The organism is Mycobacterium sp. NPDC051804, from assembly GCF_044452905.1.
Classification (GTDB): Bacteria; Actinomycetota; Actinomycetes; order Mycobacteriales; family Mycobacteriaceae; genus Mycobacterium.
In genome coordinates, this window is sequence record NZ_JBITCD010000002.1 from 564,229 (window position 1) to 590,990 (window position 26,762).

Consider the following 26,762-nt stretch of genomic DNA (forward strand, 5'->3'; position numbering starts at 1 on the left):
CAGACACGCACGCTCGCGCGGATGTGCTCGAGCCAGAGCGTCAGCGTTCGGTGTTGCGGTACTCAGCGACAATCGGTTCGAGTTCGTCCGGCGTCGCGCCGTGCATGATCACCGCGTCGGCGCCGTAGTCAAATTCCTTGCGGATTCGATCCACACACTGCTTGGCCGACCCGGTCGCCGAGGGTTCCAGCCACTCGTCGGGAATGAGTGTGGCGATGTGCTCGATCTGCTCGGCAGTCGCCTTGTGGTCGATGCCACCGCCGATGGACTGCACCACCTCGTCGTCCCTGAAGCGTTGCAGCACTGAGAGATCCCAGCCGTTGGTGTTGATAAGCAACTCGCCGTAACCCTGCAGATAGGTCGCCAGCCGCGCCACCGTCTTCTTGAGTCGGAGCTCCTCGGGCAGGTGGTCACCAACCGTCGCGAAGCAGGACCACACCTTCACGTCATCGGGGTTGCGGCCCGCCTGCTCCGCGGCGTCCTTGACGGTTTTCACCGCACGCTGCAAGGTTTCTGGCGTGAAGTAGGTGTGCAGGATGACGTCGTCGAACTCGCGTCCGCCCAGCGCCAACGTCTTCGGGCCGAACGCGACGATCGCCAGCCGGATGTCCTCGTTGAAGTCCGGATCCAGGAACAGCAACTGGTACTTACCGATTGGCCCGTCATGGTTGAAGATCAGTTCGCCGTGCCAGAGCTTCCGCATGACCTGCGCGAAGTCCTCCATCTGCGCGGTCGTGACAGCCGGCACGCCGAACGCACCGTACATCGCCGCCACGCCGCGGCCGATTCCCAGCGTGAATCGGCCCTTCGACAGCCGGTGCATCGTCGTCGCGTACGAGCCGGTGATCAGCGGATGACGCGTGTTGTGGTTCGTCGCGGCGGTGGCGATCTGCATGCGGTCGGTGACGGCCAACGCGGCGCCGGTCAGCGACGACGCTTCCTTGACGTTCCAGCGCTCCGAGATGAATCCCGTGCCGAAGCCCAGTTCCTCACCGCGGCGCGCTTCGTCCATCAGCCCGGCCGGTCCCTCACCGCCCGCACCGGCGAGGAGGTAGTAACCCAGCTCGTCAAGCACGCGTTCGCTCACGCCCAAACTCCTTGTTTGTAGCCGCAATTCCACACTTCGATGATTCTGCCATCGACGACGCGAAAGATTTCCATGCTGCCCACGGTGGTCTCTGTACCGTCCTTCAGCCTCATCGGCGATTGGTACACGATCGCCACATGTTCGCCGTCGTCGCCCGACACCACCAGGTTGAGGTCGAAGCGAATCGTCTCGAACATGTCCCAGTGGTCAACGATGCGCGCCACGGCCTGCTCGTGAGTGAGTGTCGTCGACTCGCCGACATCATGACGAATCACACTCTCCCCCATCAGCTCCTCGGCGAGGTCGAATCTGCGCTCGTTCCACACGACGAGGTTGTACAGCTCCACTACTTCCCGTGCGGTACGGGTCACGCGAAGACCTCCAGTGCGTCGATTTCGTCAATGGCAGCGATCGCGCGATCGGTCAGCGTGAGGCAGAGCTGACGCGACCGCTCAGGCACGACCTCCCAGGTCAGCAGAGCGACGACGGGCATCAGTGTCAGGTACACCGCGGCAGTGCGGTAGTCCCGCCACGCGGCGTCGAATCCGTAGTCGACTCCGCGATCGGCCATGTGGCCCAGATACTCACGGAGCAGGGCCTCGTCTCGGCCGGCGCGCGCCTCGACGGGTAATCCCTGCGTCAGTAGATACGCCACATCGGCGACACCAGACCCTCGGGCCGCGAACTGGAAGTCCACCACTTTGAGCGTGTCGCCGTGGAAGAACAGGTTGTCGGCCCGAATGTCACCGTGAACCAGCATGTCGTGTTCAGTAAGCGCGGACAGCGCTGCCGGGGCGCGATCCGAGAAGTGTTCGAAGAACTCGGCGATCTTTGGCGGCACTGCCTCTTCGCTTTTCTCGAGGTACAACTGCCATCCGTAGCCGAAGGCCGGCACCATGGCCTCACGGATCATCGGATTGTCGATACTCGGAAACTGCTCCAGCACATGCCTGTTTGCCGGTTGGCAGGACCAGGCGTGCAGCCCCGCCAACGACTCGAGACACGTCCGCGCCCGGTCCATCGACAGCCCCGCCAGATGGTCGGCGTTGTCCCAATCGGCAAGATCCTCGAGCAGCAACACGAAGTCGACACCGTTGTCTGCGATCCGGGCGACATGCACGTCCGGCGTAGCCATCGGCGCCCGGCCGGCGATGTCCCGGTAGAAGGCGACCTCCCTGCGATAGCCGCCCATCAAATCCATCGCGCCGCGCGCTTCGGACACCGCGGGAAGCTTCGCGATCAGGGTCGACGGCACACCGTTGCCCGTCAGGTGCAGGCGGTACAGCAGCGACGAGAAGCCGCTGTCCATGGCAATCTGCTCGGCACGGACATCAGTCACCGAAGTACTGAGTGCAGACGCCAGCCACTGAGGCGTCACGGCGTCGATCCCCAGTGGGACCTCCGTCGTACCCGCACTCACCATCGAGTTCCTCTGCCATTTATTTGACGAGACGCAACTAACATAGTTGTCGGTCGTCTAATATGCAATGCGTGCCGTCTCCTACGCGTGGCCTGACGCAGCCGGAACGGGTCGAGATCTCCAGTCGGAGGCTGGTCGAGGCGGCCGCCGAGCTGATCGTCGAAAAAGGCTGGGAGGCAACGACAGCCGCTGAGATTGGCCGTCGAGCCGGGTACAGCAGAGCGATGGTGCACGCGCGCTACGGCAGCAAGGAAGCGATCCTCGACGCCTTCTTTCTGCACGACTATGTCAAGCAGCTCAGTCCCGACGCCGATCCCAATTCCAGCGGACTGCAGGAAGCTGTCGGCCATTTCGACCGCGTTCGACGACTGTTCTCCGAGGATCAGGACTTTCTGCGCGCGATGTTCGTCGCCACGTTCGAGGGCGTCAAGACCACTTCCCCGCTGCGCGAACGCGTTCAGCGTTGGCTCCAGCGCGGCGTCGACAAAGTCGAAGACGGACTGCGACGCGGTATTGACGACGGATCGGTTCGCGCCGACATCGACATCGACCGCGCTACCAGCGATCTCAGCGCGGCGATTTTCGGTGCCGCATACCTGTGGACGGTCCTCGCTGATGGCTACGATCTCGATCGCGAATTGGTCTACGTCCGAGACCGATTCATCCGCGACTACGGCTCGTCTGCTCACTGACTCCGCGGAGGAACCGCTCGGAGGCCTGCTGAACCCCGCCCGCGAACAGGTGTCCGACGTGACTGCCCGGGTGCCAGTACAACTCGCCTCCCCATCGTTCGTGTAACTGCTGGGCAGGTTCACGCATGGCCATCCGGTCGTGCCAGGCGCCCACGATGAGCCGGCGAGACGGTGACGGCGTCGGCTCCACGTCCAGGTGGTCGACAACGGAGGCCACCGCGGCCACGTTGTCGGACCGCAGCAGCTCGATCGTCTCACCCACCGACGGCCCCCAGCGGCCGAGATGCTGGGCGATCATCGCGTTGAGCCCGAAGATCGGCGTGTAAACCGCTACCCCGTCGACTTTTTCGAGATGCGCCACCAGCGCCGCAACCGGACTTCCCATGGACACCCCGGACACCGCGATCGCACTGGACTGGGGCCGCAGCCACCGGACCAGCGCCCGAACCTCGGAGACCACCCGCATCATGCCCGCTACATTGTTCAGCGGATCCATGTCGGGATAGGTCGGCCACGCGTCACGGCGGGCACCGTGGCCGGGTTGCACCGGCAGCGCGATGTTGAAGCCCAGATCGTCCTGAAGTCGCCGGGCGCGCGAGAACAGCAGATCAATCGGTTGGCCCTGGCCGGCGCCGTGCACCCACACGAGCCACGGACGCTTGTCATCTCCGACCCGGCAGAGATGAACGACTGCGGTGGCGGGACCCCCGAACCCCTCGGCCACCAGCGCCTGCGGAAGTCGCGGATCGTGGTCGAACGTCATCTGTTCGTAGGCCAGCCGGCCGATCCGACGCCGTCGAATGGACTTGATCTGCAACGGTTCCGGGTCCGCATTGCCCTCTGCCACGCTGAGCCCGGCCAACTCTTGGGCCGCGGTCGCGCATGCGTCGATCGTCCGCTCCAGCTTTGGCGGCGGAGCGGTCAAGGTCATGCCGGAGAGGGCGAGCTCGTCGAGCACCACCTCACCGAGCTGACGGGCTCCACGCTGCGACACCGGCTTCCAGTCATCGGCACTCGCCACCGCGGCATGCGCCCTGGGCAGCACTCCGGCGAAGTCGCGGCCGATGAGCCGGGCGCGTTCGGAGGCCTTCATCCGAGCTTGAATCCGGTGTAGCCGGCGTCCGCGATCTCGTCGCACCGCCTCCGGTACTCCGGGATGCCCGCCGTGTAGCCCATGTACATCCGTTTCTTTCCGGGGACGTTGCCGCCGTTGTACCAGGAGTTGCACGACGGATCGACCAGCACGGTCGGCGCCACGAGTTCCGAAGTGTGCTCGATCCACTCACGCTGCGCATCCGGCAGCGCCTCGATGCTGCGATAACCGTTGTCCCGCAGATACACGATGCAGTCGCCGATCCACTCGACGTGCTGTTCGAGCGCGGCGACGAAGTTCGTTGCCGCCGAGGGGCTTCCGGGCGCCTGGACGATGAACAGGTTGGGGAAGCCCGCGACGGCGATCCCCAGATAGGTGTACGGGCCCTCGTCGGCCCAGAAGTCTCCGAGCGACATGTCGTCGCGGCCGCGAACGTTGATTCGGGTGAGCGCTCCCGTCATCGCGTCAAAGCCGGTGGCGTAGACGATGACGTCGAGGTCGTGGTGCCTCTGCTCGGTCCGGATACCGGTTGGCGTGATCTCGACGATCGGCCCCTTGCGCAGGTCGACCAGCGTCACGTTGTCGCGGTTGTATGTCTCGTAGTAACCCTGGTCGATGATCGGCCGCTTACATCCGAAGGGATGGGTCGGCGTCAGCGACGCGGCGGTCTCCGGATCCTTGACGATGCGCGCGACCGCCTCACCGTAGAGCTTCGCGGCCATGCGATTGGCTTCGATGTCGAAGAAGACGTCGCCCCAACTCAGCGCGCCGATCACGCCTTTCTCCTCGATGGCCCGCAGTTGGTCCTCCCGCGTCGCCGTTTTCAGTGGCGGGTTGGCCATCATCTCGAACATCACCGAGAACGCACTCAGTCGCGCTGCGCCGATCATGTGCGCACGCTGCGCCGCCCGGATTTCGGCGTAATTGGCCTTCAGCTCGTCGAGCTCACCGTCGTCGAAAGCACGCACCTCCCACGGCAACGTGTAGGCGGGCGACCGCTGGAACACCGTGAGGTGGTCCGCCTGCTTCGCGACGACCGGAATCAGCTGCACGCCCGTCGAGCCGGTGCCGATGACACCCACCCGCTTACCCGACAGGTCGAAACCCTCCTTGGGCCAGTGGCCGGTGAACAACGATGCGCCGGAAAAGGTCTCCATCCCCGGAAAGTCGGGGTCGAGCGGCACGGACAAAATGCCCGAGGCGGCGACCACGAACGGAGCGACCAATGATTCCCCGGCCTGGGTCTGGACCACCCATTCGGCCGCCGCCTCGTCGAAGGTCATCGCAACGACCCTGGTGTTGAAACGGATATCGCGGCGCAGGTCCAGTTTGTCCGCGACGAAGTTGAGATAGGCCTCGATCTCCGGCTGGGCCGGCATGGTCTCCGACCACACCCACTCCTGCTGGATCTCCTCAGAGAAGCTGTAGGAGTACTCGATGCTCTCGATATCGCAGCGCGCGCCGGGATACCGGTTGAACAGCCAGGTCCCGCCCACGTCCTCGGCGGCCTCCAGCACCAGGGTCCGCACGCCGAGCTCACGTAGCCGGTGCAGTGCGTACAGACCGGAGAATCCGGCTCCGATGACGATCGCATCGAATCGCGCAGGACTGGGCTTGGTCACGTGTCGGCACCTCGTGTTCGCTCCGACGGAGATACTGTAACTATTACAGTATCAGGCGTGAGCGTGCCGGTTGACGCGAGAGTTGTCGACTAGCTCAGCTCAACCGCCGGCAGGCGCACCCGCGCCGGCCAACCGCTCTTCGCGTCGCCGCTCGTAATGACTCGCCTTGTCCTCCACAAGATCCAGGAAGGCTGCCATCTCGTCGCGCGCACGCGCCCCCTCGCCGCCGACATCGTCGCGCTCGAACACTCTCCAGAACCGCAGGACGGGTCGTACGACGTCGTCGAGATGCGAACGGAGGTCGTAGATGCCCGCCTTCGCGATAACCAAGGCGTTGTCCGCGAAGCCGGGCATGGTGCTGCCGGGCATCTGGAAGTTGATGACCTCGTGAGCGATCGCCTTCATCGTCTCGTCCGGCGCGATGTCGAACGCGGCGTCGACCAGGTTTCGATAGAAGACCATGTGCAGGTTCTCGTCGGTGGCCACCCGGGTCAGGAGTTGTTCTGCGACAGGGCAGCCCGATGCCTTGCCGGTGTTACGGTGGCTGATCCGCGTCGCGAGTTCCTGGAACGATACGTAGGCCAATGCCTCCAGCATCGACTTGTCACCCGAGTCGTAGCCGGCCTTCATGTGGATCATGCGGCCCTCCTCGAGCGCCACGGGATCGACGCCGCGCGTGACGATGAGGTAGTCGCGTATAGCAATGGCGTGACGCGCCTCTTCGGCCGTCCACTGGCCGACCCATTGCCCCCACGCACCATCGGGCCCGAACCGCAGTGCGATTTCTCGGTGGTAGGACGGCAGGTTGTCCTCGGTGAGCAGGTTGACGACCATCGCCGCCTTCGCGACGTCATCGAGCGGTGAATCCTCCGGGACCCAGTCCTCACCGCCGAGGAACGCGAAGTCGCGACCGCGACTCCACGGCACGTAGTCGTGCGGATTCCAGGGCTTCGCCGACGCGAGGTGGCGGTTCAGATTCGCCTCCACCACTGGCTCCAGCTCGGTGAGCAATGCATGTTGGATTGTCGCCATCCGAGACTCTCCCCCGTACACAGGCTTTGACTTGCGGCTGAGTAACCTACGGTAGCGTAGGTCTATTTGAAATCGACCGGAATTGGCAAATGACTTTTGAGGTCGATTCAGTGGGAAGTTCGGTACCGCCGCTCCCTGAAACGAGACCCCAACTGCCTCGGCCTTTCAACGCCGACCGTCGCTGTCGAAACCTCTACTGTAATATCTTCCGTTAGATGCGCTTGCCGCTGAAGGAGACGATGTGAAGGTCCCGTTCACTTGGAAAGTCACCGGCTGGTTCATGGTGGGCTGGTCCGCCGAATTCCCGGTGGGCGAGGTCCGCCCCCTTCGGTATTTCGGCGAAGATCTTGTCGCCTATCGCGACGGCGACGGCGAACTCCATCTGATGCAGGCCCACTGCAGACATCTCGGCGCGCACATCGGCCATGGCGGCAAAGTCGTCGGCGACTGCGTCGAATGCCCGTTCCATGGGTGGCGCTGGGGCCCCGACGGGACCAACCGCTACATCCCCTATCAGCCGGACCGGCCCAACCGCGCTCTCAAGCTTCGGGTCTACCCGCTGAAGGAGCAATACGGCTGCGTGTTCGCCTGGCACCAACCCCAGGGCAAAGAACCGCAATGGGAGATGCCCGACATCTTCACGTCCTTCCCGCAGTTCGAGACCGACCCGTCAGCGTATTACCGTCCGTACCCCGAGTTTTCACGCCGGACCGAGAACGAACCGGTCCACCCCCAGATCGTCGCCGAGAACGGTCCGGACAGCTCGCACTTCCATTACGTGCACGGTGCCACCGTCACACCGGTGAACCTCGAGTGGAAGATCGTCGACGAACAGTGGCAGTTCCTCACCGGCTGGCCGGATGCCCGTAGCGACGACCCGAACAGCATGGCGCTGCACATCCACAGCCATATGTTCGGGCTCGGCGGCGCGATCAGTGTGTTCGAGGGATCGTCGAATCACCGGCTGATCTTCGCCGTCACTCCCGTAGAAGACGGCCAGTCGACGATGTTCTACTCGATCTGGTGGCCCAAGGTGGACGGCGAGACGTCCGACGTTCCACCCGACGATGTGCGCGAACGAGTCGAAAAGCAGTTCCTGCGCACGGTATGGGAAGACTTGGACATCTGGCGCTACCAGGAATACATCGAGAATCCGCCGCTGGCGAAGATCGATGCGAAACCCTATATGGCGCTGAGGAAGTGGGCGCAACAGTTTTACGAGGTTCCGCCAGCGGCCGCACCCGCGTCAGTATGAGAATCGACCTCGCCGAACTCGCCGCGCCAGCGCACACGGCGATCGTCACCCAGGAATGCCAGGGCGCCGTCGTCGGACCGAACGCAGGCCTTGCCGCCCTCGCGAACGAAGCCCGCCGAGAGGCCCTGCCCAATATCGAACGGCTGCTGCCGGCCGCGCGGGACGCCGGCGTAAAGGTGGTGCACTGTCTCGTGCAGCGCCGTCCCGACGGTCTCGGCGGCAATCACAACGCGAAGATCTTCGCGATCGGCGACGGCTCGGGAGGCGAGATAGCCATCACCCCGGGCACCCCGGGTGCCGAGTTGCTACCCGAACTCGGCCCGGCGCCAACAGATCTCGTGCTGCGCCGGTGGCACGGCATCGGCCCCATGGGTGGTACCGACCTCGACGCCGTCCTGCGCAACCTGGGTGTGACGACGATCGTCGCCGTCGGCGTCTCGGTCAACCTGGCCATCACCAACCTCTGCATGGATGCTGTGAACAAGGCCTACCGCGTCGTGCTGCCACGCGACGCCGTCGCCGGCATCCCCACCGACTACGCGAACACGGTCATCGACAACATGCTTTCCCTGCTCGCGACCGTCACCACCACCGACAAGCTGATCGAGGTATGGAAGAAGCCGTGACCGACACCGACCACCAGAGCACGGCCTTCCCCGAAATCACGCCCGTCGACACCGGCCCGGAACTGGGCCGGTTCATGACTGCCATGCGGCGCCTGCAGGACATCGTCGTGTCGACCAATCCAGGCGACGAATTGTGGGCCGACGCCGCCGGCCAGGTCGAGGAATTGTGTGCGCGCTTTGAAGTCCACCGCGCACCGCAGGGTGTCGCTCCCGCCGGGCGCGGACCCCACCTGCCAGGGCTCGGGCATCCCCTGATGCCGCCGTGGACGATGACGGAGTTCGGGCCCGACGGTGTGGTGATGACGGGCCACTTCAGCCGCTTCCACGTCGGCGGCAACAACGCCGTGCACGGCGGCGTCATACCGCTGTTCTACGACTGGCATTTCGGGATGATCGTCTCGGCCGCGGGCCGGGCCAACAGCCGCACCGCCTACCTGCACGTCGACTACCGCAAGGTCACGCCGATAGACCAACCACTTGTCTCGCACGGTCGGATAGATTCGATCGATGGGCGGAAGGCCTTCGTCACCGCGACGATGACAGACTCTGACGGCAACGTCCTCAGTGAAGCCAACGGCCTGATGCTCCGCCTGCTCCCCCACCAGCCATGAGAGGCACGATGTCCGATTCGCTCCCTTCGTCCGCGGTGTCCGACATCGCACCGCAGTTCACCGTTCCGGCCGCCGCCGACGCCGTCGCCGCGGTGATCGGCGACCGTGACTTCATCGTCCAGGGCGGCCGCCGCTACACCTATGCGCAGATCGTGGAGCGATCCAACCGGCTGGCGGCCTACCTGCACTCACGCGGACTGGGTTGCCACACCGAGCGTTCGGAGCTGCCCGGTCACGAGGTGGGTCAGGACCTGCTGGGCATCTACGCCTACAACGGCCCCGAGTACGTCGAGTCGATGCTCGGTTCGTGGCGAGCCCGGGTCGCGCCGTTCAACGTCAACTACCGCTACGTGAAGAACGAGCTGCAGTACTTGCTCAACGATTCCGGCGCGACCGCGTTGATCTACCACGCGACATTCGCACCGCGGGTCTCCGAGGTGCTGCCTCAGCTGCCGAAGTTGCGCGTGCTCATCCAGATTGCCGACGCGTCGGGCAACGACCTCGTGCACGGCGCCGTCGACTACCACTCGATCGTCGAATCGGGATCCGCCCAGCCGCCCCCGGTCGAGCCGTCCCCCGACGACCTCTACGTCCTTTACACCGGCGGCACCACCGGCATGCCCAAGGGCGTGCTGTGGCGCCAGCACGACATCTTCATGACGTCGTTCGGCGGCCGGAACATGGCCACCGGCGAGCTCACCAAGTCTTATGAGGAGATCTCCGCCCGGGTCAAGGAGAACCCGGGCACGAAGATCTTCACCCTGCCGCCGCTGATGCACGGCGCCGCCCAGTGGAGCGTGATGACCGCGCTCACCACCGGGCAGACGGTCGTGTTCTCCGAGGACCCAAGCCGATTCGACGCCGACGAGGTCGTGCGAACAGTCGAGAAGGAAAAGGTGCTGGCGGTACAGGTGGTCGGCGATGCGATGGCGCGCCCGCTGGCCGACGCCCTCGAGCGTTCGTCGGCGGATCTGTCGTCGATGGCCGTGGTGGCCAACGGCGGTGCGCTGCTGACCCCTACCGCCAAACAGCGGCTGATCGACGTCAAGCCCGGTCTGCTCATCATGGACGGCGTCGGATCGTCCGAAACCGGGATCCAGATGAATCACATGTCGGCATCCGGCGCCGTGTCGACGGGCAAGTTCAACGCAGGACCGGACACCTTCGTCGCCGGCGAGGAACTCGATTCGATCCTCGAACCCGGCCATGACGGCATCGGCTGGCTGGCACAGCGCGGCTTTGTGCCGCTCGGGTACAAGGGCGATGAGGCCAAGACGGCCAAGACATTTCCCGTCATCGACGGCGTCCGGTTCTCGATCCCGGGCGACCGAGCACGTCATCTCGCCGAAGGCGGCATCGAACTGCTCGGCCGCGAGTCGCAGACCATCAACTCCGGTGGCGAGAAGATCTTCGTCGAAGAGGTCGAGACCGCGATGCTGTCGCATCCCGCGGTGGCCGATGTGGTGGTCTCCGGCCGGCCGAGCGAGCGGTGGGGACAGGAAGTCGTCGCGATCGTCGCCCTGGTGGACGGCGCGAGCGCCGACGCACAGGAACTGATCGAGCACGCGTCGGACTCGATTGCGCGCTACAAGCTGCCCAAAGCGGTCGTGTTCCGTCCCGTCATCGAGCGCAGCCCCGCGGGCAAGGCCGACTACCGGTGGGCGCGTGAGCAGGCGATCAGCGGGAGTTCTTGAGTCGACGGCTGGTGCGGTTGCGCGCCATACGCAACGCGAAGCGTGAACCCGCCTGCATGGAACCGCTGAACGGCGGGGCCGCCCGGCCGGTAATAGTGAACGGAAGATCGCTCCCGACCACGGTGCGATGGTGGCTGAAGGCGTCGAACCCCGCCTTGCCGTGATACGCGCCCATCCCGCTCCGGCCGACTCCGCCGAACGGCGCAGCCGACGGAATCATCTGTGCGGCAAAGTCGTTGCGGGCGACACCACCACTGCGGGTGTTGCGCACGAAATGGCGGAAGTCCTCGTTGTCCGGCCCGTACCAGTACGCGACGAGCGGTGCCGGCCGCTCGTTGATGTAGTCGATGGTGTCGGCCACCTCCGAGTACGGCCGCACGACGAGCACAGGTCCGAAGATCTCCTCGTTGGCGATGCGCATGCTTTCGTCTACATCGCGCACGATCGTCGGTGCGACCTTGCGCGACCCACGGTCAGGCAGGGTCTCACCGTGCGGGGTGACACTCTCGACGGTGGCACCGCCGGCCCGCGCGTCGTCGATGAGCCCCACCACCCGGTCGAAGTTGGCCTCGTTCACCGACGAGCAGTAGTCGCCGTTGCCGACAATCGAAGGAAACATTTCGCGCAACGTCGCTCGCGCCGCGCCGACAAACTCGTCCACCCTGTCATCTGGCACGAAGACATAGTCCGGGCACACGCAGACCTGCCCACCATTGATCATGCGGCCCTGCGTGATTCGCGTGGCCGCCCGGGTGAGGTCCGCATCGCGCGACACCACAACCGGATTCTTGCCGCCCAACTCCAACGTCACGGGGACGAGGTTGTCGGCAGCGGCGCGCTGCACGAGCGCACCGACCGACGGCGAACCCGTGAAGAACAGGTGATCGAAGGGCAGTGCCGAAAAAGCGGTGGCGACGTCGACGCCGCCGGTCACTATGGTCAGCTCGGTCGGATCGAAGTATGTCGGGGCGGTCGCAGCCATCAGGTCAGCGGTCCGCGGTGTCACCTCCGACATCTTGATCATGACGCGGTTGCCCGCCGCGAATGCCGCCGACGCCGGCAGCACCACGAGATTCAACGGGAAGTTCCACGGCCCGATGATGCCGACAACGCCCAGAGGTGACGGCTGCACCTCGGCCCGCAGCCCGAAAAGCCGTGCGGCACGCATCAGTCGTGTCGTCCTCATCCATTGCGGCACATTCGATCTGGTGTGTTCGATGACCGAGATCATGCCGAGTATCTCGGTGAACAGCGTCCCTGCCCTCGGCCGGGTGCCGAAGTCGGCGGCCATCGCGTCGACGAACGCGTCGGCGTTGTCCAGCACCAGCGCCAGCAACCGGTCGATCCTGTTGCGGCGCACGGCGACACTCGGTCGGCCGTCGGCGATGAACGCCTGCCGCTGGCGCTGCAGCACGGCACCCATGTCGCGATCGGCGGCGATACCCGGTGTGGTCGTGTTCATCGCGCCGCCGTTTCCAAAGTGATTGTCTGGGTCACCAGAATTGTTTACTGTCGAGCTTACTGTCGGCCATTCGATGGTACGACGGACGTGCGCAGGTTGGAAGGGTTGGGTGCAGATGAGCAGGATCGTGGTCGTCGGCGCGGGGTCGGGTATCGGTGCGGCCGTTGCGAAACACTTCTACGACGAGGGCCACCACGTGCTGGCGGTCGATATCCGCGAGCCGCAATCACCGGTCTCCGAATACCGGCAGTGCGATCTGCGCGACGCCGACCGAATTGGCGCTCTCCTCGCCGACATCGGCGCCGGCTGGGACATGCTCGCCCACGTCGCGGGCATCCCGGGTACGGCTCCCGCCGCCGATGTGCTCAACGTCAACTACCTCGGGATGCGGTTGATGGCCGAGGGCATGCTGCCACTGCTGAACGAGGGTGGATCGATCGTCACGGTGGCATCGACGGCGGCGCTCGGCTGGGATCAGCGGACCGACATTCTGTCCGAGCTCCTCGAATTCACCGACGGCGAGGCCGTCGCGCGCTGGCAGGAAAGTCAGGACCCGGAGTATCCGGTGTACAGCACGTCGAAGCAGGCGGCGATCCTGTACGTCAAACGGCTGGCCGGACCCGCGTGGGCCAAGTACGGAGTCCGGGTCAACACCGTGAGCCCGGGGCCCGTCGAGACACCGATCCTGTCCGATTTCGAGCAGACGATGGGCAAGGACATCCTCGACATGTGCCGCGCAACTGTGGGCCGCCACGCGACCGTCGACGACATCGTTCCGGTGATCGCTTTCCTCGGCTCCCCGGCGGCTCGCTGGATCACCGGCCAGGACATTCACGTCGACGCCGGCTTTCTCACCTCGATGACCGCCGGGCCCCCTGTCCAGCTGGTATAGTCTACTGTAAGATTTACAGTACCGTTCGCAGGACCGAGCCGGACCCGGAGATGCTGGAGCAGTTGTGGAGAGCTCAGTGCACAACGTCACGGTCGAGGAGGCGGCTGACCTCATCCGTGACCCCTACCCCCTGTTCGCGCGGCGGCGCCAGGAGTTCGGAGTCTTCAGGGGCAGCGTCATGGACTGGTCCAAGACTCCAGAGTCGATGCTTCCCGAACACCCGTACGCTGCGGTCTCCTTCGATGCGGTCAACCGGGTGTTCCGTGACAGCAAGGTATTCAATTCGCACATCTATGACAGCACCATCGGCCTGTTCATCGGACCGACGATCCTGGCGATGGAAGGCAAGAAGCACTGGGAGCACCGCAATCTGGTCTCCGCAGCATTCAAGACGCGATCGCTGTCACGGTGGGAGCCCGAGATCGTCCGCCCGGTCGTCAACGGACTGATCGACGAGTTCATCGACGTCGGGAATGCCGACCTAGTCAAACAATTCACGCTCGAGTTCCCAACGCGGGTGATCTCGAAATTGTTGGGTTTGCCCGAAGAAGACCTGCCGTGGTTCCGCAAGCGCGCGGTCGAGCTGATCAGCTACACCGTGAAGTGGAAGCGGGCGTTCGAAGCGTCGGCGGCGCTGAAAGACTATTTCCTGCAACAGATCGAGCTGCGCAGGAGTAAGCCGACCGAGGACATCATCGGCGACCTGGTGACCGCCGAGATCGACGGCGAGAAGCTCACCGACGAAGCCATCTACTCGTTCTTGCGGCTGTTGCTGCCGGCCGGGCTGGAGACCACCTACCGATCGTCGGGCAACCTGCTGTTCCTTCTGCTCACCCATCCCGAACAGTTCCGCGCGGTGCAGGCGGACCGCGATCTCATCGGACCCGCTATCGAGGAGGGGCTGCGGTACGAAACGCCGCTGACCACTGTGCAGCGCTATGCCACCGAGGAAACCGAACTCGAGGGCGTCACCATTCCGCAGGGCGCGGTCATCGACGTGTGCATCGGGTCGGCCAACCGCGACGAGAAACGCTGGGAGCGCTCGGAGGAGTTCGACATCCACCGCAAACGCGTGCCGCACATATCCTTTGCCGCCGGTGAACACACCTGCATGGGGCTTCACCTGGCGCGCATGGAGACCCGCGTCGCCGTCGAATGCCTGCTGGATCGGTTGTCCGACATTCAGTTGGTCACCGAAGACAACCCGTCCATTCACGGGCAGCCCTTCCGCTCCCCGACCGCCATCCCCGTAACGTTCACTGCCGCCAGGTGAGCTGTGGGCGTCAACGCGAAGGCCGACACCCGTAAGCGGCGGGACCGTGGCTCGATCAGCGCCGACGAGATCCTGCAGGGCGCCTTCGACGTGGCGGCGCAGGTATCGATCGACAACCTCAGCATGCCGGCGCTGGCCAAGCATCTTGATGTCGGCGTCACCAGCATCTACTGGTATTTCCGACGCAAGGACGACCTGCTCGACGCGATGACGGATCTGGCACTGGAACGGTTCGAGTTCACCGTGTCGACCATCGACGCGTCCAATTGGCGTGCATCGCTTCGTGATCACGCGCATACCATGCGCAAGCATTTCCGCGATAATCCGATCCTGTGCGATCTGGTGCTCATTCGCAGTCAGTTCGGCGGTACCGCCATACGAGGTGCACTACAGAAGATCGAGCAGCCCATCGCGGCGCTGACCCAAGCGGGACTGAGCGCGAGCCAAGCCATCGCGGTGTACGGCGCGATCTCGGTGCACACCCGCGGGTCGGCGGTGCTGGAGCGAATCCAGGACAAGACTGAGGGATTCCCGGTTCAGCGCCCGAACGGTAAGCGCTACATCGGTTTTGCCGACGACATCGACTACGACTACATCCTCGAGAGCATCCTCGACCACGCGCAAACGCTGATAGACGCCTCCTAAGGGGCGCAACCTTTCTCAGCCCTTCCAGGGCACCGCCTTGACGTACCCGCCGGCGTCCACCCGCAACTGTGTGCCCGTGATATAACGGGCGTCGTCACTGGCGAGGAAGACCACCGGGTGGGAAACGTCCTCGGGCTCGATATACGGAATGGGCATGGCCTGCATCGCCGGGAATGCCATTTCGGCTTCCTCGCGGGCGGGCGAGGGCAGATCGGGCCGGAACACCCGGTAGAGACCGTCGTTGTGCAGCATGTCGGTGTTGACGTTCGTCGGGTGCACGGCGTTGACCCGAATCATCCTCTTCGCCAATTGAATCGACAGATCGTTGACGTAGTGCGCGACGATCTGCTTGGCGAAGCTGTATGCCGAACCGCCGGGCCCCTGGGTCGTCGAACTGCCCAACTGGGCGGCCAGTGAACCGGTCGCGATGATCGACGCGCCGTCATTGAGGTGCGGCAGGCTCGCCTGTATCACGTTGAACACGCCGACGAGGTCAGTGTCGATGGTGTCCGACCACGATTGCAAGGTCTGCCCCTTGCCCATCGGACAGATCCCGGCGTTGGCGACGACGATGTCGAGATACCCCATCTCCTCGACCGCGTCGGCAATCGCCTTCCACACCGCGCCGCGCTCACGGACGTCGACGATCGCCGTATGCGCCCGCACACCCTCCTTCTCCACGAGTCGCGCGGTCTCGTCGAGATCCTCGGGCCGGGACAGCGGATACGTGTTGCCCGCCAAGTCTTCGCAGATGTCGAGAGCGATGATGCTCGCCCCCTCGGCCGCCAGGCTCACCGCATGCGATCGCCCCTGACCGCGCGCCGCACCCGAAACGACCGCGACCTTGTTCTCCAACTTGCCCACGACGCCTCCTCATTGGCGATTTGTGCACGAAAAGGATCGCCTAGCACTCCTTTTCGTGCACAAATCGCGTCACTTCTGCCGGGGAATCCGGCATCCGATGGTCTTTGTCTCGAGGTACTGCTGAAAGCCCTCGATTCCGCACTGCCGTCCCACGCCGCTGTTCTTATAGCCGCCGAATGGCGCGTCGGCCCCGTAGAACATCCCGCCGTTGACGCCGAACGACCCGGTGCGGATGCGGCGGGCGATGTCCATGCCCCGGTCCATTGACCGCGAGATGACCGCGCCGGCAAGGCCGTACGCACTATCGTTGGCGATGCGCACGGCGTGGTCGTCGTCGTCGAACGGCATGACGATGAGTACCGGGCCGAAAACCTCCTCCTGCGCGATCGCCGCAGTGTTGTCGACCCCAACGATGACCGTCGGTTGGACGTAATGGCCGGCCGCAAGATGGTCGGGGAGACTGTCGACCACGCCTCCCCCGGCGGCGATTTCCGCGCCGTCGGCGCGCGCCCGCTCGATTGCCGCGAGCACGCGGTCCTTCTGCGCGGCGCTGATCACCGGTCCGACAAGGGTTTCCGGTAGCACCGGATCACCGACCGGCACATTCTGGTATGCGGCGGTGACGTTGGCGACGGCCTCGTCGTACAGCGACCGGTGCACGAGCATGCGCGTGGTGGCCGCGCACGCCTGTCCGGCGTGGACGCACACGCCGATCGCGGCGCCGAGGATCGCAGCGGGGTTGGCGTCGTCGAGCACGATCGCCACGGACTTGCCGCCGAGTTCGAGGAACATCCGCTTCATGGTGTCGGCGCCCTGCCGCATCAGCAGCTTGCCGACGGCGGTGGACCCGGTGAACGAGATCATGTCCACGCGCGGGTCGGTGCCCAGGACGCCGGCGACGTCGTTCGACGGGGTCGTGACGACGTTCAGCACGCCTGGCGGAATATCGGTGTGCTCGGCGACGAGCCTGCCCAGCCGCGTCGCGTTCCACGGAGTATTCGGGTCGGGCTTCAGCAGCACCGTGTTGCCCGCCGCCAGGGCGGGTCCGAGTTTGTTGAGGATGACCTCGATCGGGAAGTTCGACGGGGTGATCGCCGCGACGACGCCGACAGGTTCCTTGACGACGGTGCGCACGTTGCGGTCGCCGAACAACCCGCCGCCCTCGAGAACGCGCTCCCATTCGAAGTCGTCGATCAGGCCCGCCGGGTAGCGCAACGACTCGGCGAGTGGCCAATCCAGCTGTGCGGACTGCGTTGTCATTGCGGGACAGCCCACCTCGGCGATCAGTTCCTCGCGCAGGTCGTCCTTTTCGGCCTCGATCGCGGACTGCAGCTGCTCTAGGCATCGCTTGCGCAACTCACGGTTCGTCGACCAGTCGGACTCGTCGAAGGCACCGCGGGCGGCCGCGATCGCGCGGTTCATATCATCGGCATCGGCGGCGGCTGTGGTGCCCAACAGCAGTCCGGTCGCGGGGCTCACGTTGTCGAAGGTCGCGCCGGAAGTGGCTCCCACGAGTTGGCCGCCGATGAGCATGCGGGATTCGGCGCGTGCCGACGCCCGTCGACCGATATCGACGCTCGTTCCGGTCAGCTCTACTGAATCCTTGGTGGCGCTCACCCGGTTACCTCGTACAATCGGAATCAATGATGCTGGACGCTCAACTGTAACTATTACAGTAGGCGAATACAACGACGTATGCGCAGGGAGAGGTCGACTTGATCAAGGTGATGGAGGGCGTTCGCGTTCTCGAGGTTGCACAGTTCACGTTCGTCCCCGCCGCCGGGGCCATCCTCGCCGACTGGGGCGCGGACGTGATCAAAGTCGAACATCCGGTGCGCGGCGACACCCAGCGCGGCTTCATCAACATGGGCGGCTTCCAGCTCGACCCCAATCGGCACCCGCTCATCGAGCATCCCAACCGCGGCAAGCGCAGCGTAGGCATCGACGTCTCCACTCCCGGCGGTCAGGAAGTCCTGTACGAGATCGCGAAGACTGCCGACGTGTTCCTGACCAATTACATGCCCGCCCAACGGCAGAAGAACAAGTTCGACATCGAGCACATAAGGGCGGCCAACCCGGACATCATCTACGCGCGCGGCAGTGCCTACGGAGACAAGGGCGCCGAACGCGACACCGGCGGTTTCGACGGCACTGCGTTCTGGACACGGAGTGGTGTGGGCCATGCCCTGACCCCCGAGGAGATCGGCGGGGCACTGCCACAGGGCATTCCGGCGTTCGGCGATTCGATCGGCGGGATGAATATCGCGGGAGGGATCTCCGCGGCGCTGTTCCATCGGGAGCGCACCGGCGAGGCGGTCGAGCTCGACGTGTCTCTGTTGAGCACCGCGTGGTGGGCCGCCGGGGCCAGCGTCACCCAAGGCATGGAGACCGGCGAGACGATGCGCTCGCTGATGCCGGGAACCACCGCGTCGGTCAATCCGTTCATGGCGAATTACCTGACGTCGGACGGCGGCACGATCAACCTGTGCATCGTCAGCCCGACGGGATACATCCGGGATGCGTTCGAACACCTCGGACTGCCCGAGTTGGCCGACGATCCGCGGTTCTGCGACGTCATGCCGCTGATTCAAAACGCCGAAGCGGGTGTACAACTCATCGCCGAGGCGATCCGCAGCAAGCCCTTCGAATACTGGCGCCAGCACCTCAAGACCATGAAGGGCCAGTGGGCGCCGTTCCAGAGCCTCATCGACCTTGCCTCCGATGAGCAGGCGGTCGCCAACGACATGATCGTCGAGGTGGAGGCCAGCGACGGCGGGGCGCCGTTCAAGGTCGTCCGCGGCCCCGTGCAGTTCAACCATGAGCCGCTGGAGACGACTCGGGCACCGCAGGCGTCGGAGCACACCGAGATCGTGCTGATGGAACTCGGGCTGGACTGGGATCGCATCGAGGCGCTCAAGGACTCCGGCGCCATCGCCTGAGCCGTTGCGCTATTGGTTGACGGGGTCTTGTGCGCTGACGCCGTTCGTCGAGACATGGGGGGTCCAGCGGACGCCGTCCCAGTACCGCAGCTGGTGACGCCGGTACGGATCCGGATACCAGTTCGGGGCGGGGCCGCCCTGGGACGGTGCAGTGGCTGGCGACGAGGAGCCCGGATGCAGCCAAGGTGCCGGCTGGTGACGACCCGACTTCAATTCGGTGAGCCACTCTGCGGTCGATCCACCGCACGCGACGGTCGTGCCCTCCAGCTTCGGCCACCCCAACGAAATTCGTTTCTTCTCGATGGTCATCATCGGGTATTCGACGGCGCGTAGATCCTGAACGGCTCCGTCCTCATGCCGGCTGAACCAAACCCGGCGATTGGTTGCGACAAGCAGGCGCACCTTCGCCTTGGCCCCGCTCAATGCCGCGATGGTGTACCCCGACGCATGCTTCACGTCGATGAGCGCCTCGTCGGCGGCAACTTGCTGCGCGATTGCGCCCATCAACTCACAGCTCGCTTGGTACACGGCCGGGGCGGCTGCTTCTCGCGCCATTCGGTCGCCTACGTCGCGGTCCGCCTTGTTCGGTGGATCAAGGTGCGTATCGGTCACCCGACGCGCTATCAGCTCGACTTGTTCAGATGTGATCGCCACAGCGAAGCCCCTTCCCCATTGCCTATTCAACCGGCTGGGTTTAAATTACGACGCCATCGACCGTTGTACGCCGACTTCATAACTCGCTGAGTCCGCGTCAGCGACGCCGCGGCGCCCTAATCTTGCGATCTCAATTTCGCTGCACCGCTTGCGTGCACGGAACAGTCTGCCTGAGTACGACCTCGCCGGTTCTGCGAAAACGCGGTCCGCGTCCATTCCGTCGGCGATCATGAAAGCAATTGACGGGGAGGAAAGGGCGAATGGTCCGTCCGATGACCAAGGCCACCGATCGGTGTCGGACGTGCGGGAATGAGCTCAGAGTCGAGGCTCGTTTCTGCGACGAATGCGGCGCGCCGGTTTCAGCGCCCATTCCGACCGGTGAACGTAAGCAGGTCACCGTCCTTTTCATCGATGTAGTGGGTTCGATGAAGCTCGCCGCCGCCCTGGATCCGGAACGACTCCAAGAGATCATGAATGAATTGTTCAACAGGGCCGCGGCGGTGGTTCAGCGCTACCAAGGCATGGTCGACAAGTTCACCGGTGACGGGCTGATGGCGCTGTTCGGTGCTCCGGTCGCGCTCGAGGATCACGCGCTACGTGCCTGCATCGCGGCGCTTGAGATTCAGGCAGTCACCAAGAGCCTGGCCGAGGAGGTTGGCCGGCAAGACGGACGAGATTTGCAAATCCGGGTGGGGTTGAACTCAGGCGAAGTGATAGCAGGCGAAATCGGTGCAGGCCCGGGCAGATACACCGCCGTCGGCCATCCCGTGGGGATGGCCCAACGTATGGAGTCCGCCGCGCCCGCGGGCGGCGTGTTGTGTTCGCAATCGACCGCCGACCTGGTCGAAGGTTCGGCGTTGCTGGGGCAGCTCGAAGATGTCGTAGTCAAGGGCGCCAATAAGCCGGTAGCTGCTCGACAGCTCATATCGGTGCAATCCGGCAAGAGAGTGGTCGGCCGCAACGAAGGCGTGATGTTGGGCCGTGACGCCGAGATGAACTGGCTGCGCAACATTTTCGGATCCAAGCAGGGCGGCCTCATAGCGATCATCGGCGATCCGGGGCTTGGAAAGAGTCGGCTGGTCGCCGAGTTCACGGCGATCACAGCGCGCGAGGGTGCCGACGTCGTGATCGCTCGTTGCGAAGCACACACCGCAACTCTCGCTTTCCGCTCGCTGTCACGTATGTTGCGCGCGATGTTCGGGGTAGAGGAACTCAGCGATGCCGATGCCCGGGAGTTCACGGCGGCGCAATACAACGGTCTTCTGCCGGCGCACTCCCCTGATGCGCAGATCTTGTTCGAGGCGATGGGTATCGCGGAATCCGGGGCGGAGCTCCAACAAGTCAGCATCGACGGCCGGCGCCGGCGCCTGGTCGAGATGATGGCCCAGGCCGTGCTGGCGCGATCGACGCGCACAGTATTCGTGCTCGAGGATGCGCATTGGATCGACGCACCCAGCGACGAAGTGCTGTGCGAGTTCGCCGCCACGCTCACCGTCACCACGTCGACTCTCGTCACTACCTATAGACCGGAGTTCCACGGTGCTCTGCACCAGAATTCACGCCACTCGATCACTCTGTCGCCGTTGGTCGGATCGACCGCGGTGTCATTCGTCGAACAAATACTAGGGAACGACCCAGCGCTGAAGTCTCTCGCCGACCGTATCGCTGTCGCTGCGTTGGGTAATCCGTTTTTCGCCGAGGAGATCGTCCGGGACATGGCGGGCAGCGGCGTGCTGAACGGAAGCCGCGGCGACTACCGACTGACCCGCGCCGTCGACGAGATCGCCGTCCCGGCAACCGTTCAAGCGGTCCTCGCCGCACGTATCGACCGACTGCCTACCGAGGCGAAATCGATTTTGAACGCGGCTGCGGTTATCGGAACCCGGTTCGATGTGGAGACGCTGCACACACTGCTGCCAAACGTCGCGCCCACCCGGTTGGCAGACCTGGTGTCCGCCGAGCTCATTGATCAGACGGAATTCGTTCCGAGGCAACGGTATTGTTTCCGCCACCCGCTGGTACGCACGGTGTCCTATGAGTCACAGTTGATTACCACACGTGCGCAGGCGCACCGGCGACTGGCCGCGGCGATCAAAGCGCGTGATCCAGCGGCCGCTGACGAGAACGCGGAACTCATCGCCACACACTACGAAGCCGCGGGCGACGTCGCCGAGGCATATTGCTGGCATATGCGCGCTGCAGAATGGCTTGCATCGCGCGACCTTCGATCAGCATGCTCCCGATGGGAGAGCGCGCAGCGCATTGCAGACCAGATGCCAGACGACCATGATGATGTCGCCGCCATGCGGATCGCGACCCGGATGATGCTCATCTCCAAGTCGGTATTCGTTGGCCACGATATCGACGCTGATGAGCAGTTCAACGAGTTCCGTGAGATGACGACACTCACCGGTGACATGATGTCCCTCGCGATCGGGATGGCAGGGCGCGTCATCTCGCTCACTGCCAATGACATTCGCGTTCCCGAGGCGGCGCAGCTAGCCGAAGAGCTGGCCGTCTTGGCCGACCGCATTGACTGCAATGCTGAGACCTTGGGCGTCATTCTGTTCGCGGTGACTTTTGCTCGCTTCGCCAACTGCGATTTCGCCGCGGCATTGAATATGGCCGAGCGGATCACAGCTCTGCTCGAGCACCTACCGACCATGGAACTCGCACTGGCCGGTTCCGTTCGCGGCGGAGCCGAGAGTTTCACGGGAGACCACGAAAACGGCCGCAAGCACATGCGGGAGAGCTACGAGAACACACAAGGTCTTCCGCCTTCCAGTCAAGCGATCGTGTGGGCTTACTGGGGTGTCTTGGCGACCGTCGGAATCTACAAGCCATCCGAAATCGTCGACGACATGCGCAGAAACTTGACTCGTGCTGAGTCGTTCGGTGACCTATTCTGCATCATCGCCGCGCAGTGGTCCACAGGCGTCGTACTATTGCGCACCGACGATCCCGCTCGCGACGAGGCGATCGAGCTGTTGGAACGCGCTCGCGAAAGCATCTACAAGAACCACTTGTTCACCGCTGCGTTGCCGGCCATTGTCGCCGATCTCTCCATCGAGGCTGCATGCAAGGGAAGGCGGGACGAAGCGATTATTGAACTGCGAAATACCTTTGTGCTGCACGTAACGCGAGGCTGGCGCTTCGTGGCCGGGAGGGCTGGCGAAGCGCTCGTCGAACTCCTTATCGAGAGAAGCGGATCCGGCGATCTCGCAGAGGCCCACCAAATTGTCGACAACCCACTCGCGCGCCATCCAGACATCCCCGCGATGGACCTGTGGTGGCTGAGGTCCAGGGCTCTGCTGGCCGAGGCTGAAAGTGACGACAGCCACGCCGAACTGACCCGGCAGTACCTCGCCCTGTGCGAAAAGCTCAATGCTCGAGGCCGGCTCGCCGAAGCACGGCACATGGCTGATCGACTCGGCTGACCCACTTTAGACAACGATGGCAACGATTCTCGCGTACACCTCACCGGCGCTCGGACACCTGTTACCGATGAGCGCGGTGCTGTCCGAGTTGTCGCATCGTGGGCACACCGTTGCACTACGGACCCTGTCAGGCGGCGTCGACACCGGACAGTCACTCGGCTTCAGCACCGAAGCGATCGCTCCCGCCATTGAAGCGATCACCCAAGACGATTGGAAAGAAACGAATCCGATCGCGGCGCTGAAGAAGGTGGCCGAGGTGCTCGCGAGGCGCGCAGAAATCGAAATCGGAGATCTCGCGGACGCGATAGCCCAGGTCAGACCGGACGCCATGCTGCTTGATGTGAACTGCTGGGGCGCTCTTTCCGCCGCCGAGGCCGGGGACATCCCATGGGCGTCCTTCTGCCCGTTTACACCACTGCTGCGCTCGCCAGGAGTTCCGCCATTCGGGTTGGGTCTCAAACCCCTGCATGGCCCGCTGGGTCGGGCGCGCGACAGCGTAGCGAGGGCCGTACTGCTGAGTCCTCTCGAACGGGTGATGCGTCCACGCCTCAACACAGTCCGCGCGAGCGTCGATCTGGACGCAGTGCGGTCGATGGACGAATTCCTGCGCCGCGCCCCGCTGATCCTGATCGCCAGCGGGAAGCCGTTCCAGTATCCCCAAACCGACTGGGGTGACACGGTTCACATGATCGGGCCTTGCGCTGCGGATCCGGTCTCCGATGCACCTCCCGATTGGTTATCGGCTATCGAGGAACCGATCGTGCTCGTCACCACCTCTTCAGAGCAGCAAGGCGACGCCCAACTCGTGTCGATTGCCATAACCTCGCTCGCCGATATGCCTGTGCACGTGGTCGCCACCATGCCGGCCGGACGCTTGAGCGCGCCGACCATGTCGGCCAAATCGACAGTGTGCGAGTTCGTTCCGCATGGCGCCGTTCTGAGCCAAGCGGTCTGCGCGGTGACTCACGGCGGCATGGGTGCGACGCAAAAGGCACTCGACCACGGTGTTCCGGTGTGTGTTGTGCCATACGGGAGAGATCAATTCGAGGTCGCCCGGCGGGTGGAAGTCGCGCGGTGCGGTACACGACTACCCGCCAAAAAGCTGACCGTGTCGCGATTGCAGGCCAAAGTGCAAGAAGCCCTGACCATGGCCGACGGGGCGCGACGCGTCGCCGATGGATTCGCCGCAACGGGCGGACCCGCACATGGCGCCGACCTGTTCGAGCAACATGTGCTGGCGGTTACCTAGCGTTGACTTCCCTGGCTGCGCGTGGGCCCAGCGCTCAGGCCGTCTTTACTCGACTTACTGCGGCGTAGACGCAGAGTCAACGCGGTCGACGCGTACGGGAACGCCTGTCAGCCAGGCCATCCCGGACACCGACTCGACGTCGCCGGGCGCACTGGATGTTAGGCGGTTCACGTTCGCCCCGCCCGCGCGGTTGGCCAGTTGCCACCCGCCCGTGCCCTTGTGACCCCAGCCGTGCGGTATTGCGACCACGCCGGCGACAAGGTCCTTCGTGGAGGTGACCGGCACGGTGATCTCACCGTAGGGCGAGCTGATCCGCACGACGTCGCCGTCGGCGATCTGCATCTCGGCCGCGTCGTCGATGTGCATCAGCGCGTGGTGGCGACGTTCGCCGCGCATCAACAACGGCGAGTTGTGCATCCAGGAGTTCTCCGAGCGAGGCTCCCGCATGCCGATCATCCGGAGCGGATAGCCCTCAGGATGTCCGCTGCGCGAGAGTTTGGCGACCTCGTCAGAGATGTCGTCATGGATCAATCGGACGCGCCGAGACAGGTAACCGATCGCGTCATGTAGCACTCCGGTCTGGATATGCGGCGCCAGCACAACACCGTGCGGGTGCCGCTCGGTGAGTCTGCGCAGCGACAAACCACCGCGGCGTAGGCCGAACCGGTCACCTCCCTCCGACATTCGTACAAGAGCGTCAATCATGAGGCGCGGGGTCAGACTTTTCCCAAAGGCGCCCAATGCTTTTCGGATGGAACCGAAGGCCGCGAATGCCGGAATCTGCCGTCCCACTCGCGTGGCGAGGTCTGCGACGATGTCCCACTCCGTCCGCGATTCACCCGCGGGTGCAACCACGGCCTCGGTGGCCTGACGGAACGGCGTGGCCTGAAAACCCTGGAATGTGTAGGGGAAGTCGTCACGCTCGTACATGGTGGTGACGGGCAGGATGTAATCGCAGCGCGCGGTCGTCTCGGTGACATAGAAGTCAAGCGCCACCGACAGATCCAGCGTCTCCAGTGCCGCCTCGAGTTCATCGCCGTTCGGCACCGACAGCACCGGGTTTCCCGCCGATATGAACATCGCCTTGATCTGACGATCGCCCGGCGTCGTCATCTCCTTGGCCATCATGGCCGCAGGTTCGGACCCGATCGCACTGCGAATCCCGCTGACACGTGAGCGCTTCCGCCGTCGGGACCGCCGCATCACGGCGCCCATCATGGTGTTCTGCCATTTGGCCCCGACGGTCTGCATCGTGCTGAACACCGAACCACCTGGGGCGTCGAGATTTCCGGCGACCAGGTTGACCGCATCGATCAGGTAGGTGGTGAGAGTGCCGTACCGGCCGACGCAGGTACCGAGTCGCCCGTAGATCGCAGCGCGCGGCGTGTGCACGAGATCGCGGGCAAGCGTCCGCACGCTTGCCGGATCGATGCCGGTCTGACCGGCCGTCGCCTCCGGGGTGAACGGTGCGCTCAGCGAGCGCAGCCAATCCACGCCGTCGGCCGCCCGGTTCACCCGGTCCACATCGACGAGACCTTCGGAGAACATCACCTGGAGCAGCGACAGCAGCAGGTACGAATCCGAGTCGGGAACGATACCCAGCCATTCGAACGCCATCGCGGTCTCGGTCCGCCGCGGATCGACGACCACCACGCGTCCGCCGCGCTTGACGATGTCCTGCATGCGATCTTTGATCCGGGGCGCGGTCAGGAAACTGCCGTGGGAGACAACCGGATTGGCGCCCATCAGGACCAGCAGATCGGTGCGTGTCAGGTCGGGGATCGGCACCGATGTCGGCACGCCGTAGAGCAACTGGCTCGCGATCAGCCTGCTGTTGGTGTCCTGCGACGAGGCAGTGAAGTAGTGGCCGTGCCTGCCCAGACCCTTCATGAACAGCAGCGCCGCGAAGGTGTGCGCGTAGCTGAAGGCGCCGGGATTGCCCATGTACCAACCGACGCCGCCGGAACCGTGCCGCCGCAGCACGCCCGACAACCGTGCGGCGATATCGGACATCGCCTCGTCCCACGTGACCGGTTCGAATCCGTTCGGACCTCTACGCAACGGGGTCATGACGCGATCGGGATCGTTCTGCACCTCGGTGAACGCGATGCCCTTCTGACACGCGAACCCCGCGGACAGCGGATGTTCCTTGTCCGGGCGCAACGCGACGAGGCGACCGTCCTCGACGGTCGCGATCATGCCGCACAGCGGCTCA

At 64.3% G+C, this 26,762-nt stretch carries 22 protein-coding genes; 11 read left to right on the plus strand and 11 right to left on the minus strand.

Annotation, left to right across the window (positions count from 1 at the left end):
- Positions 1-40 precede the first annotated feature (40 nt).
- From ACIA48_RS08445 to ACIA48_RS08455, 3 genes are read right to left on the minus strand one after another with little or no spacing between them, the layout of a single operon-like run.
- On the minus strand, positions 41-1,087 hold the full coding sequence (locus ACIA48_RS08445) for a TIGR03857 family LLM class F420-dependent oxidoreductase (protein WP_396729658.1): 1,047 nt from the start codon (positions 1,085-1,087) through the stop codon (positions 41-43).
- On the minus strand, positions 1,084-1,458 hold the full coding sequence (locus tag ACIA48_RS08450) for a nuclear transport factor 2 family protein (protein WP_396729659.1): 375 nt from the start codon (positions 1,456-1,458) through the stop codon (positions 1,084-1,086). The genes ACIA48_RS08445 and ACIA48_RS08450 overlap by 4 nt, the downstream gene beginning before the upstream one ends.
- Positions 1,455-2,510, minus strand: coding sequence for a phosphotransferase (locus tag ACIA48_RS08455; protein ID WP_396729661.1), 1,056 nt, complete (start codon positions 2,508-2,510; stop codon positions 1,455-1,457). Before ACIA48_RS08455 ends, ACIA48_RS08450 begins: the two co-directional genes overlap by 4 nt.
- A 59-nt stretch (positions 2,511-2,569) precedes the next feature.
- Between ACIA48_RS08455 and ACIA48_RS08460 the strand changes: the two genes are divergently transcribed.
- Positions 2,570-3,199 (plus strand): TetR/AcrR family transcriptional regulator, encoded by a 630-nt coding sequence (locus tag ACIA48_RS08460; protein WP_396729663.1) that lies wholly within the window; start codon positions 2,570-2,572, stop codon positions 3,197-3,199.
- On the opposite strand, the gene ACIA48_RS08465 is transcribed toward ACIA48_RS08460, so the two are convergent.
- The 3 genes from ACIA48_RS08465 to ACIA48_RS08475 all read right to left on the minus strand — a co-directional run bounded on the left by ACIA48_RS08465 (position 3,168) and on the right by ACIA48_RS08475 (position 6,946).
- Complete coding sequence (locus ACIA48_RS08465; RefSeq protein ID WP_396729665.1) at positions 3,168-4,292, minus strand: alpha/beta hydrolase; 1,125 nt, start codon at positions 4,290-4,292, stop codon at positions 3,168-3,170. The genes ACIA48_RS08460 and ACIA48_RS08465 overlap by 32 nt on opposite strands.
- Entirely contained in the window at positions 4,289-5,914 is a 1,626-nt protein-coding gene (locus tag ACIA48_RS08470; RefSeq protein WP_396729667.1) for a flavin-containing monooxygenase, read from the minus strand. Before ACIA48_RS08470 ends, ACIA48_RS08465 begins: the two co-directional genes overlap by 4 nt.
- 99 nt (positions 5,915-6,013) lie before the next feature.
- Entirely contained in the window at positions 6,014-6,946 is a 933-nt protein-coding gene (locus ACIA48_RS08475) for an acyl-ACP desaturase (RefSeq protein WP_396729668.1), read from the minus strand.
- Between the two features lie 241 nt (positions 6,947-7,187).
- Here ACIA48_RS08475 and ACIA48_RS08480 point away from each other — a divergent pair, with 241 nt between their 5' ends.
- Genes ACIA48_RS08480 through ACIA48_RS08495 form a run of 4 tightly spaced genes read left to right on the plus strand, consistent with a single transcriptional unit; the run spans position 7,188 to position 11,132 of the window.
- Positions 7,188-8,201, plus strand: coding sequence for an aromatic ring-hydroxylating dioxygenase subunit alpha (locus tag ACIA48_RS08480; RefSeq protein WP_396729670.1), 1,014 nt, complete (start codon positions 7,188-7,190; stop codon positions 8,199-8,201).
- Positions 8,198-8,827, plus strand: coding sequence for a cysteine hydrolase (locus ACIA48_RS08485; RefSeq protein WP_396729672.1), 630 nt, complete (start codon positions 8,198-8,200; stop codon positions 8,825-8,827). Before ACIA48_RS08480 ends, ACIA48_RS08485 begins: the two co-directional genes overlap by 4 nt.
- Positions 8,824-9,438, plus strand: a complete 615-nt coding sequence (locus ACIA48_RS08490) for a PaaI family thioesterase (RefSeq protein WP_396729675.1) — start codon at positions 8,824-8,826, stop codon at positions 9,436-9,438. Before ACIA48_RS08485 ends, ACIA48_RS08490 begins: the two co-directional genes overlap by 4 nt.
- An 8-nt stretch (positions 9,439-9,446) precedes the next feature.
- Positions 9,447-11,132, plus strand: coding sequence for an acyl-CoA synthetase (locus ACIA48_RS08495; protein WP_396729677.1), 1,686 nt, complete (start codon positions 9,447-9,449; stop codon positions 11,130-11,132).
- Here ACIA48_RS08495 and ACIA48_RS08500 read toward each other — a convergent pair.
- Entirely contained in the window at positions 11,116-12,594 is a 1,479-nt protein-coding gene (locus ACIA48_RS08500; RefSeq protein ID WP_396729679.1) for a coniferyl aldehyde dehydrogenase, read from the minus strand. The genes ACIA48_RS08495 and ACIA48_RS08500 overlap by 17 nt on opposite strands.
- 115 nt (positions 12,595-12,709) lie before the next feature.
- Here ACIA48_RS08500 and ACIA48_RS08505 point away from each other — a divergent pair, with 115 nt between their 5' ends.
- The 3 genes from ACIA48_RS08505 (at position 12,710) to ACIA48_RS08515 (ending at position 15,404) form a co-directional block, all read left to right on the plus strand.
- Entirely contained in the window at positions 12,710-13,486 is a 777-nt protein-coding gene (locus ACIA48_RS08505; RefSeq protein WP_396729681.1) for a coniferyl-alcohol dehydrogenase, read from the plus strand.
- 64 nt (positions 13,487-13,550) lie between these two features.
- Positions 13,551-14,759 carry a cytochrome P450 gene (locus ACIA48_RS08510; RefSeq protein WP_396729684.1) on the plus strand — a complete coding sequence of 403 codons (1,209 nt, stop codon included), beginning with the start codon at positions 13,551-13,553 and terminating at the stop codon, positions 14,757-14,759.
- A gap of 3 nt (positions 14,760-14,762) precedes the next feature.
- Positions 14,763-15,404 carry a TetR/AcrR family transcriptional regulator gene (locus tag ACIA48_RS08515; RefSeq protein WP_396729686.1) on the plus strand — a complete coding sequence of 214 codons (642 nt, stop codon included), beginning with the start codon at positions 14,763-14,765 and terminating at the stop codon, positions 15,402-15,404.
- A gap of 15 nt (positions 15,405-15,419) precedes the next feature.
- Here ACIA48_RS08515 and ACIA48_RS08520 read toward each other — a convergent pair whose 3' ends face one another.
- Together ACIA48_RS08520 and ACIA48_RS08525 are read right to left on the minus strand one after the other, a co-directional pair.
- Positions 15,420-16,268, minus strand: coding sequence for a mycofactocin-coupled SDR family oxidoreductase (locus ACIA48_RS08520; RefSeq protein ID WP_396729689.1), 849 nt, complete (start codon positions 16,266-16,268; stop codon positions 15,420-15,422).
- 69 nt (positions 16,269-16,337) lie between these two features.
- Positions 16,338-17,801 carry an aldehyde dehydrogenase family protein gene (locus ACIA48_RS08525; protein ID WP_396730711.1) on the minus strand — a complete coding sequence of 488 codons (1,464 nt, stop codon included), beginning with the start codon at positions 17,799-17,801 and terminating at the stop codon, positions 16,338-16,340.
- 194 nt (positions 17,802-17,995) lie between these two features.
- On the opposite strand from ACIA48_RS08525, the gene ACIA48_RS08530 reads away from it, so the two are divergent.
- Positions 17,996-19,207 (plus strand): CaiB/BaiF CoA transferase family protein, encoded by a 1,212-nt coding sequence (locus ACIA48_RS08530; RefSeq protein ID WP_396730713.1) that lies wholly within the window; start codon positions 17,996-17,998, stop codon positions 19,205-19,207.
- Positions 19,208-19,216: 9 nt separating this feature from the next.
- On the opposite strand, the gene ACIA48_RS08535 is transcribed toward ACIA48_RS08530, so the two are convergent.
- Complete coding sequence (locus ACIA48_RS08535) at positions 19,217-19,861, minus strand: DUF2510 domain-containing protein (RefSeq protein ID WP_396729692.1); 645 nt, start codon at positions 19,859-19,861, stop codon at positions 19,217-19,219.
- A gap of 272 nt (positions 19,862-20,133) precedes the next feature.
- Between ACIA48_RS08535 and ACIA48_RS08540 the strand changes: the two genes are divergently transcribed.
- Both ACIA48_RS08540 and ACIA48_RS08545 read left to right on the plus strand, forming a co-directional pair.
- On the plus strand, positions 20,134-23,298 hold the full coding sequence (locus ACIA48_RS08540) for an adenylate/guanylate cyclase domain-containing protein (protein ID WP_396729693.1): 3,165 nt from the start codon (positions 20,134-20,136) through the stop codon (positions 23,296-23,298).
- A gap of 16 nt (positions 23,299-23,314) precedes the next feature.
- Positions 23,315-24,547: a glycosyltransferase gene (locus ACIA48_RS08545; RefSeq protein WP_396729695.1), complete on the plus strand. Its 1,233-nt coding sequence runs from the start codon at positions 23,315-23,317 to the stop codon at positions 24,545-24,547.
- Positions 24,548-24,601: 54 nt separating this feature from the next.
- On the opposite strand, the gene ACIA48_RS08550 is transcribed toward ACIA48_RS08545, so the two are convergent.
- Positions 24,602-26,746, minus strand: coding sequence for a molybdopterin-dependent oxidoreductase (locus tag ACIA48_RS08550; RefSeq protein ID WP_396730715.1), 2,145 nt, complete (start codon positions 26,744-26,746; stop codon positions 24,602-24,604).
- Between the last annotated feature and the right edge of the window lie 16 nt (positions 26,747-26,762).

Bases quoted from the DNA above. Each gene is read 5' to 3' on its own strand.
- ACIA48_RS08455 (WP_396729661.1), bottom strand. From the start codon at position 2,510: ATGGTGAGTGCGGGTACGACGGAGGTCCCACTGGGGATCGACGCCGTG.
- ACIA48_RS08460 (WP_396729663.1), top strand. From the start codon at position 2,570: ATGCAATGCGTGCCGTCTCCTACGCGTGGCCTGACGCAGCCGGAACGG.
- ACIA48_RS08465 (WP_396729665.1), bottom strand. From the start codon at position 4,292: ATGAAGGCCTCCGAACGCGCCCGGCTCATCGGCCGCGACTTCGCCGGA.
- ACIA48_RS08475 (WP_396729668.1), bottom strand. From the start codon at position 6,946: ATGGCGACAATCCAACATGCATTGCTCACCGAGCTGGAGCCAGTGGTG.
- ACIA48_RS08485 (WP_396729672.1), top strand. From the start codon at position 8,198: ATGAGAATCGACCTCGCCGAACTCGCCGCGCCAGCGCACACGGCGATC.
- ACIA48_RS08495 (WP_396729677.1), top strand. From the start codon at position 9,447: ATGTCCGATTCGCTCCCTTCGTCCGCGGTGTCCGACATCGCACCGCAG.
- ACIA48_RS08500 (WP_396729679.1), bottom strand. From the start codon at position 12,594: ATGAACACGACCACACCGGGTATCGCCGCCGATCGCGACATGGGTGCC.
- ACIA48_RS08505 (WP_396729681.1), top strand. From the start codon at position 12,710: ATGAGCAGGATCGTGGTCGTCGGCGCGGGGTCGGGTATCGGTGCGGCC.
- ACIA48_RS08525 (WP_396730711.1), bottom strand. From the start codon at position 17,801: ATGCTCATCGGCGGCCAACTCGTGGGAGCCACTTCCGGCGCGACCTTC.
- ACIA48_RS08530 (WP_396730713.1), top strand. From the start codon at position 17,996: ATGGAGGGCGTTCGCGTTCTCGAGGTTGCACAGTTCACGTTCGTCCCC.
- ACIA48_RS08540 (WP_396729693.1), top strand. From the start codon at position 20,134: ATGACCAAGGCCACCGATCGGTGTCGGACGTGCGGGAATGAGCTCAGA.
- ACIA48_RS08545 (WP_396729695.1), top strand. From the start codon at position 23,315: ATGGCAACGATTCTCGCGTACACCTCACCGGCGCTCGGACACCTGTTA.
- ACIA48_RS08550 (WP_396730715.1), bottom strand. From the start codon at position 26,746: ATGATCGCGACCGTCGAGGACGGTCGCCTCGTCGCGTTGCGCCCGGAC.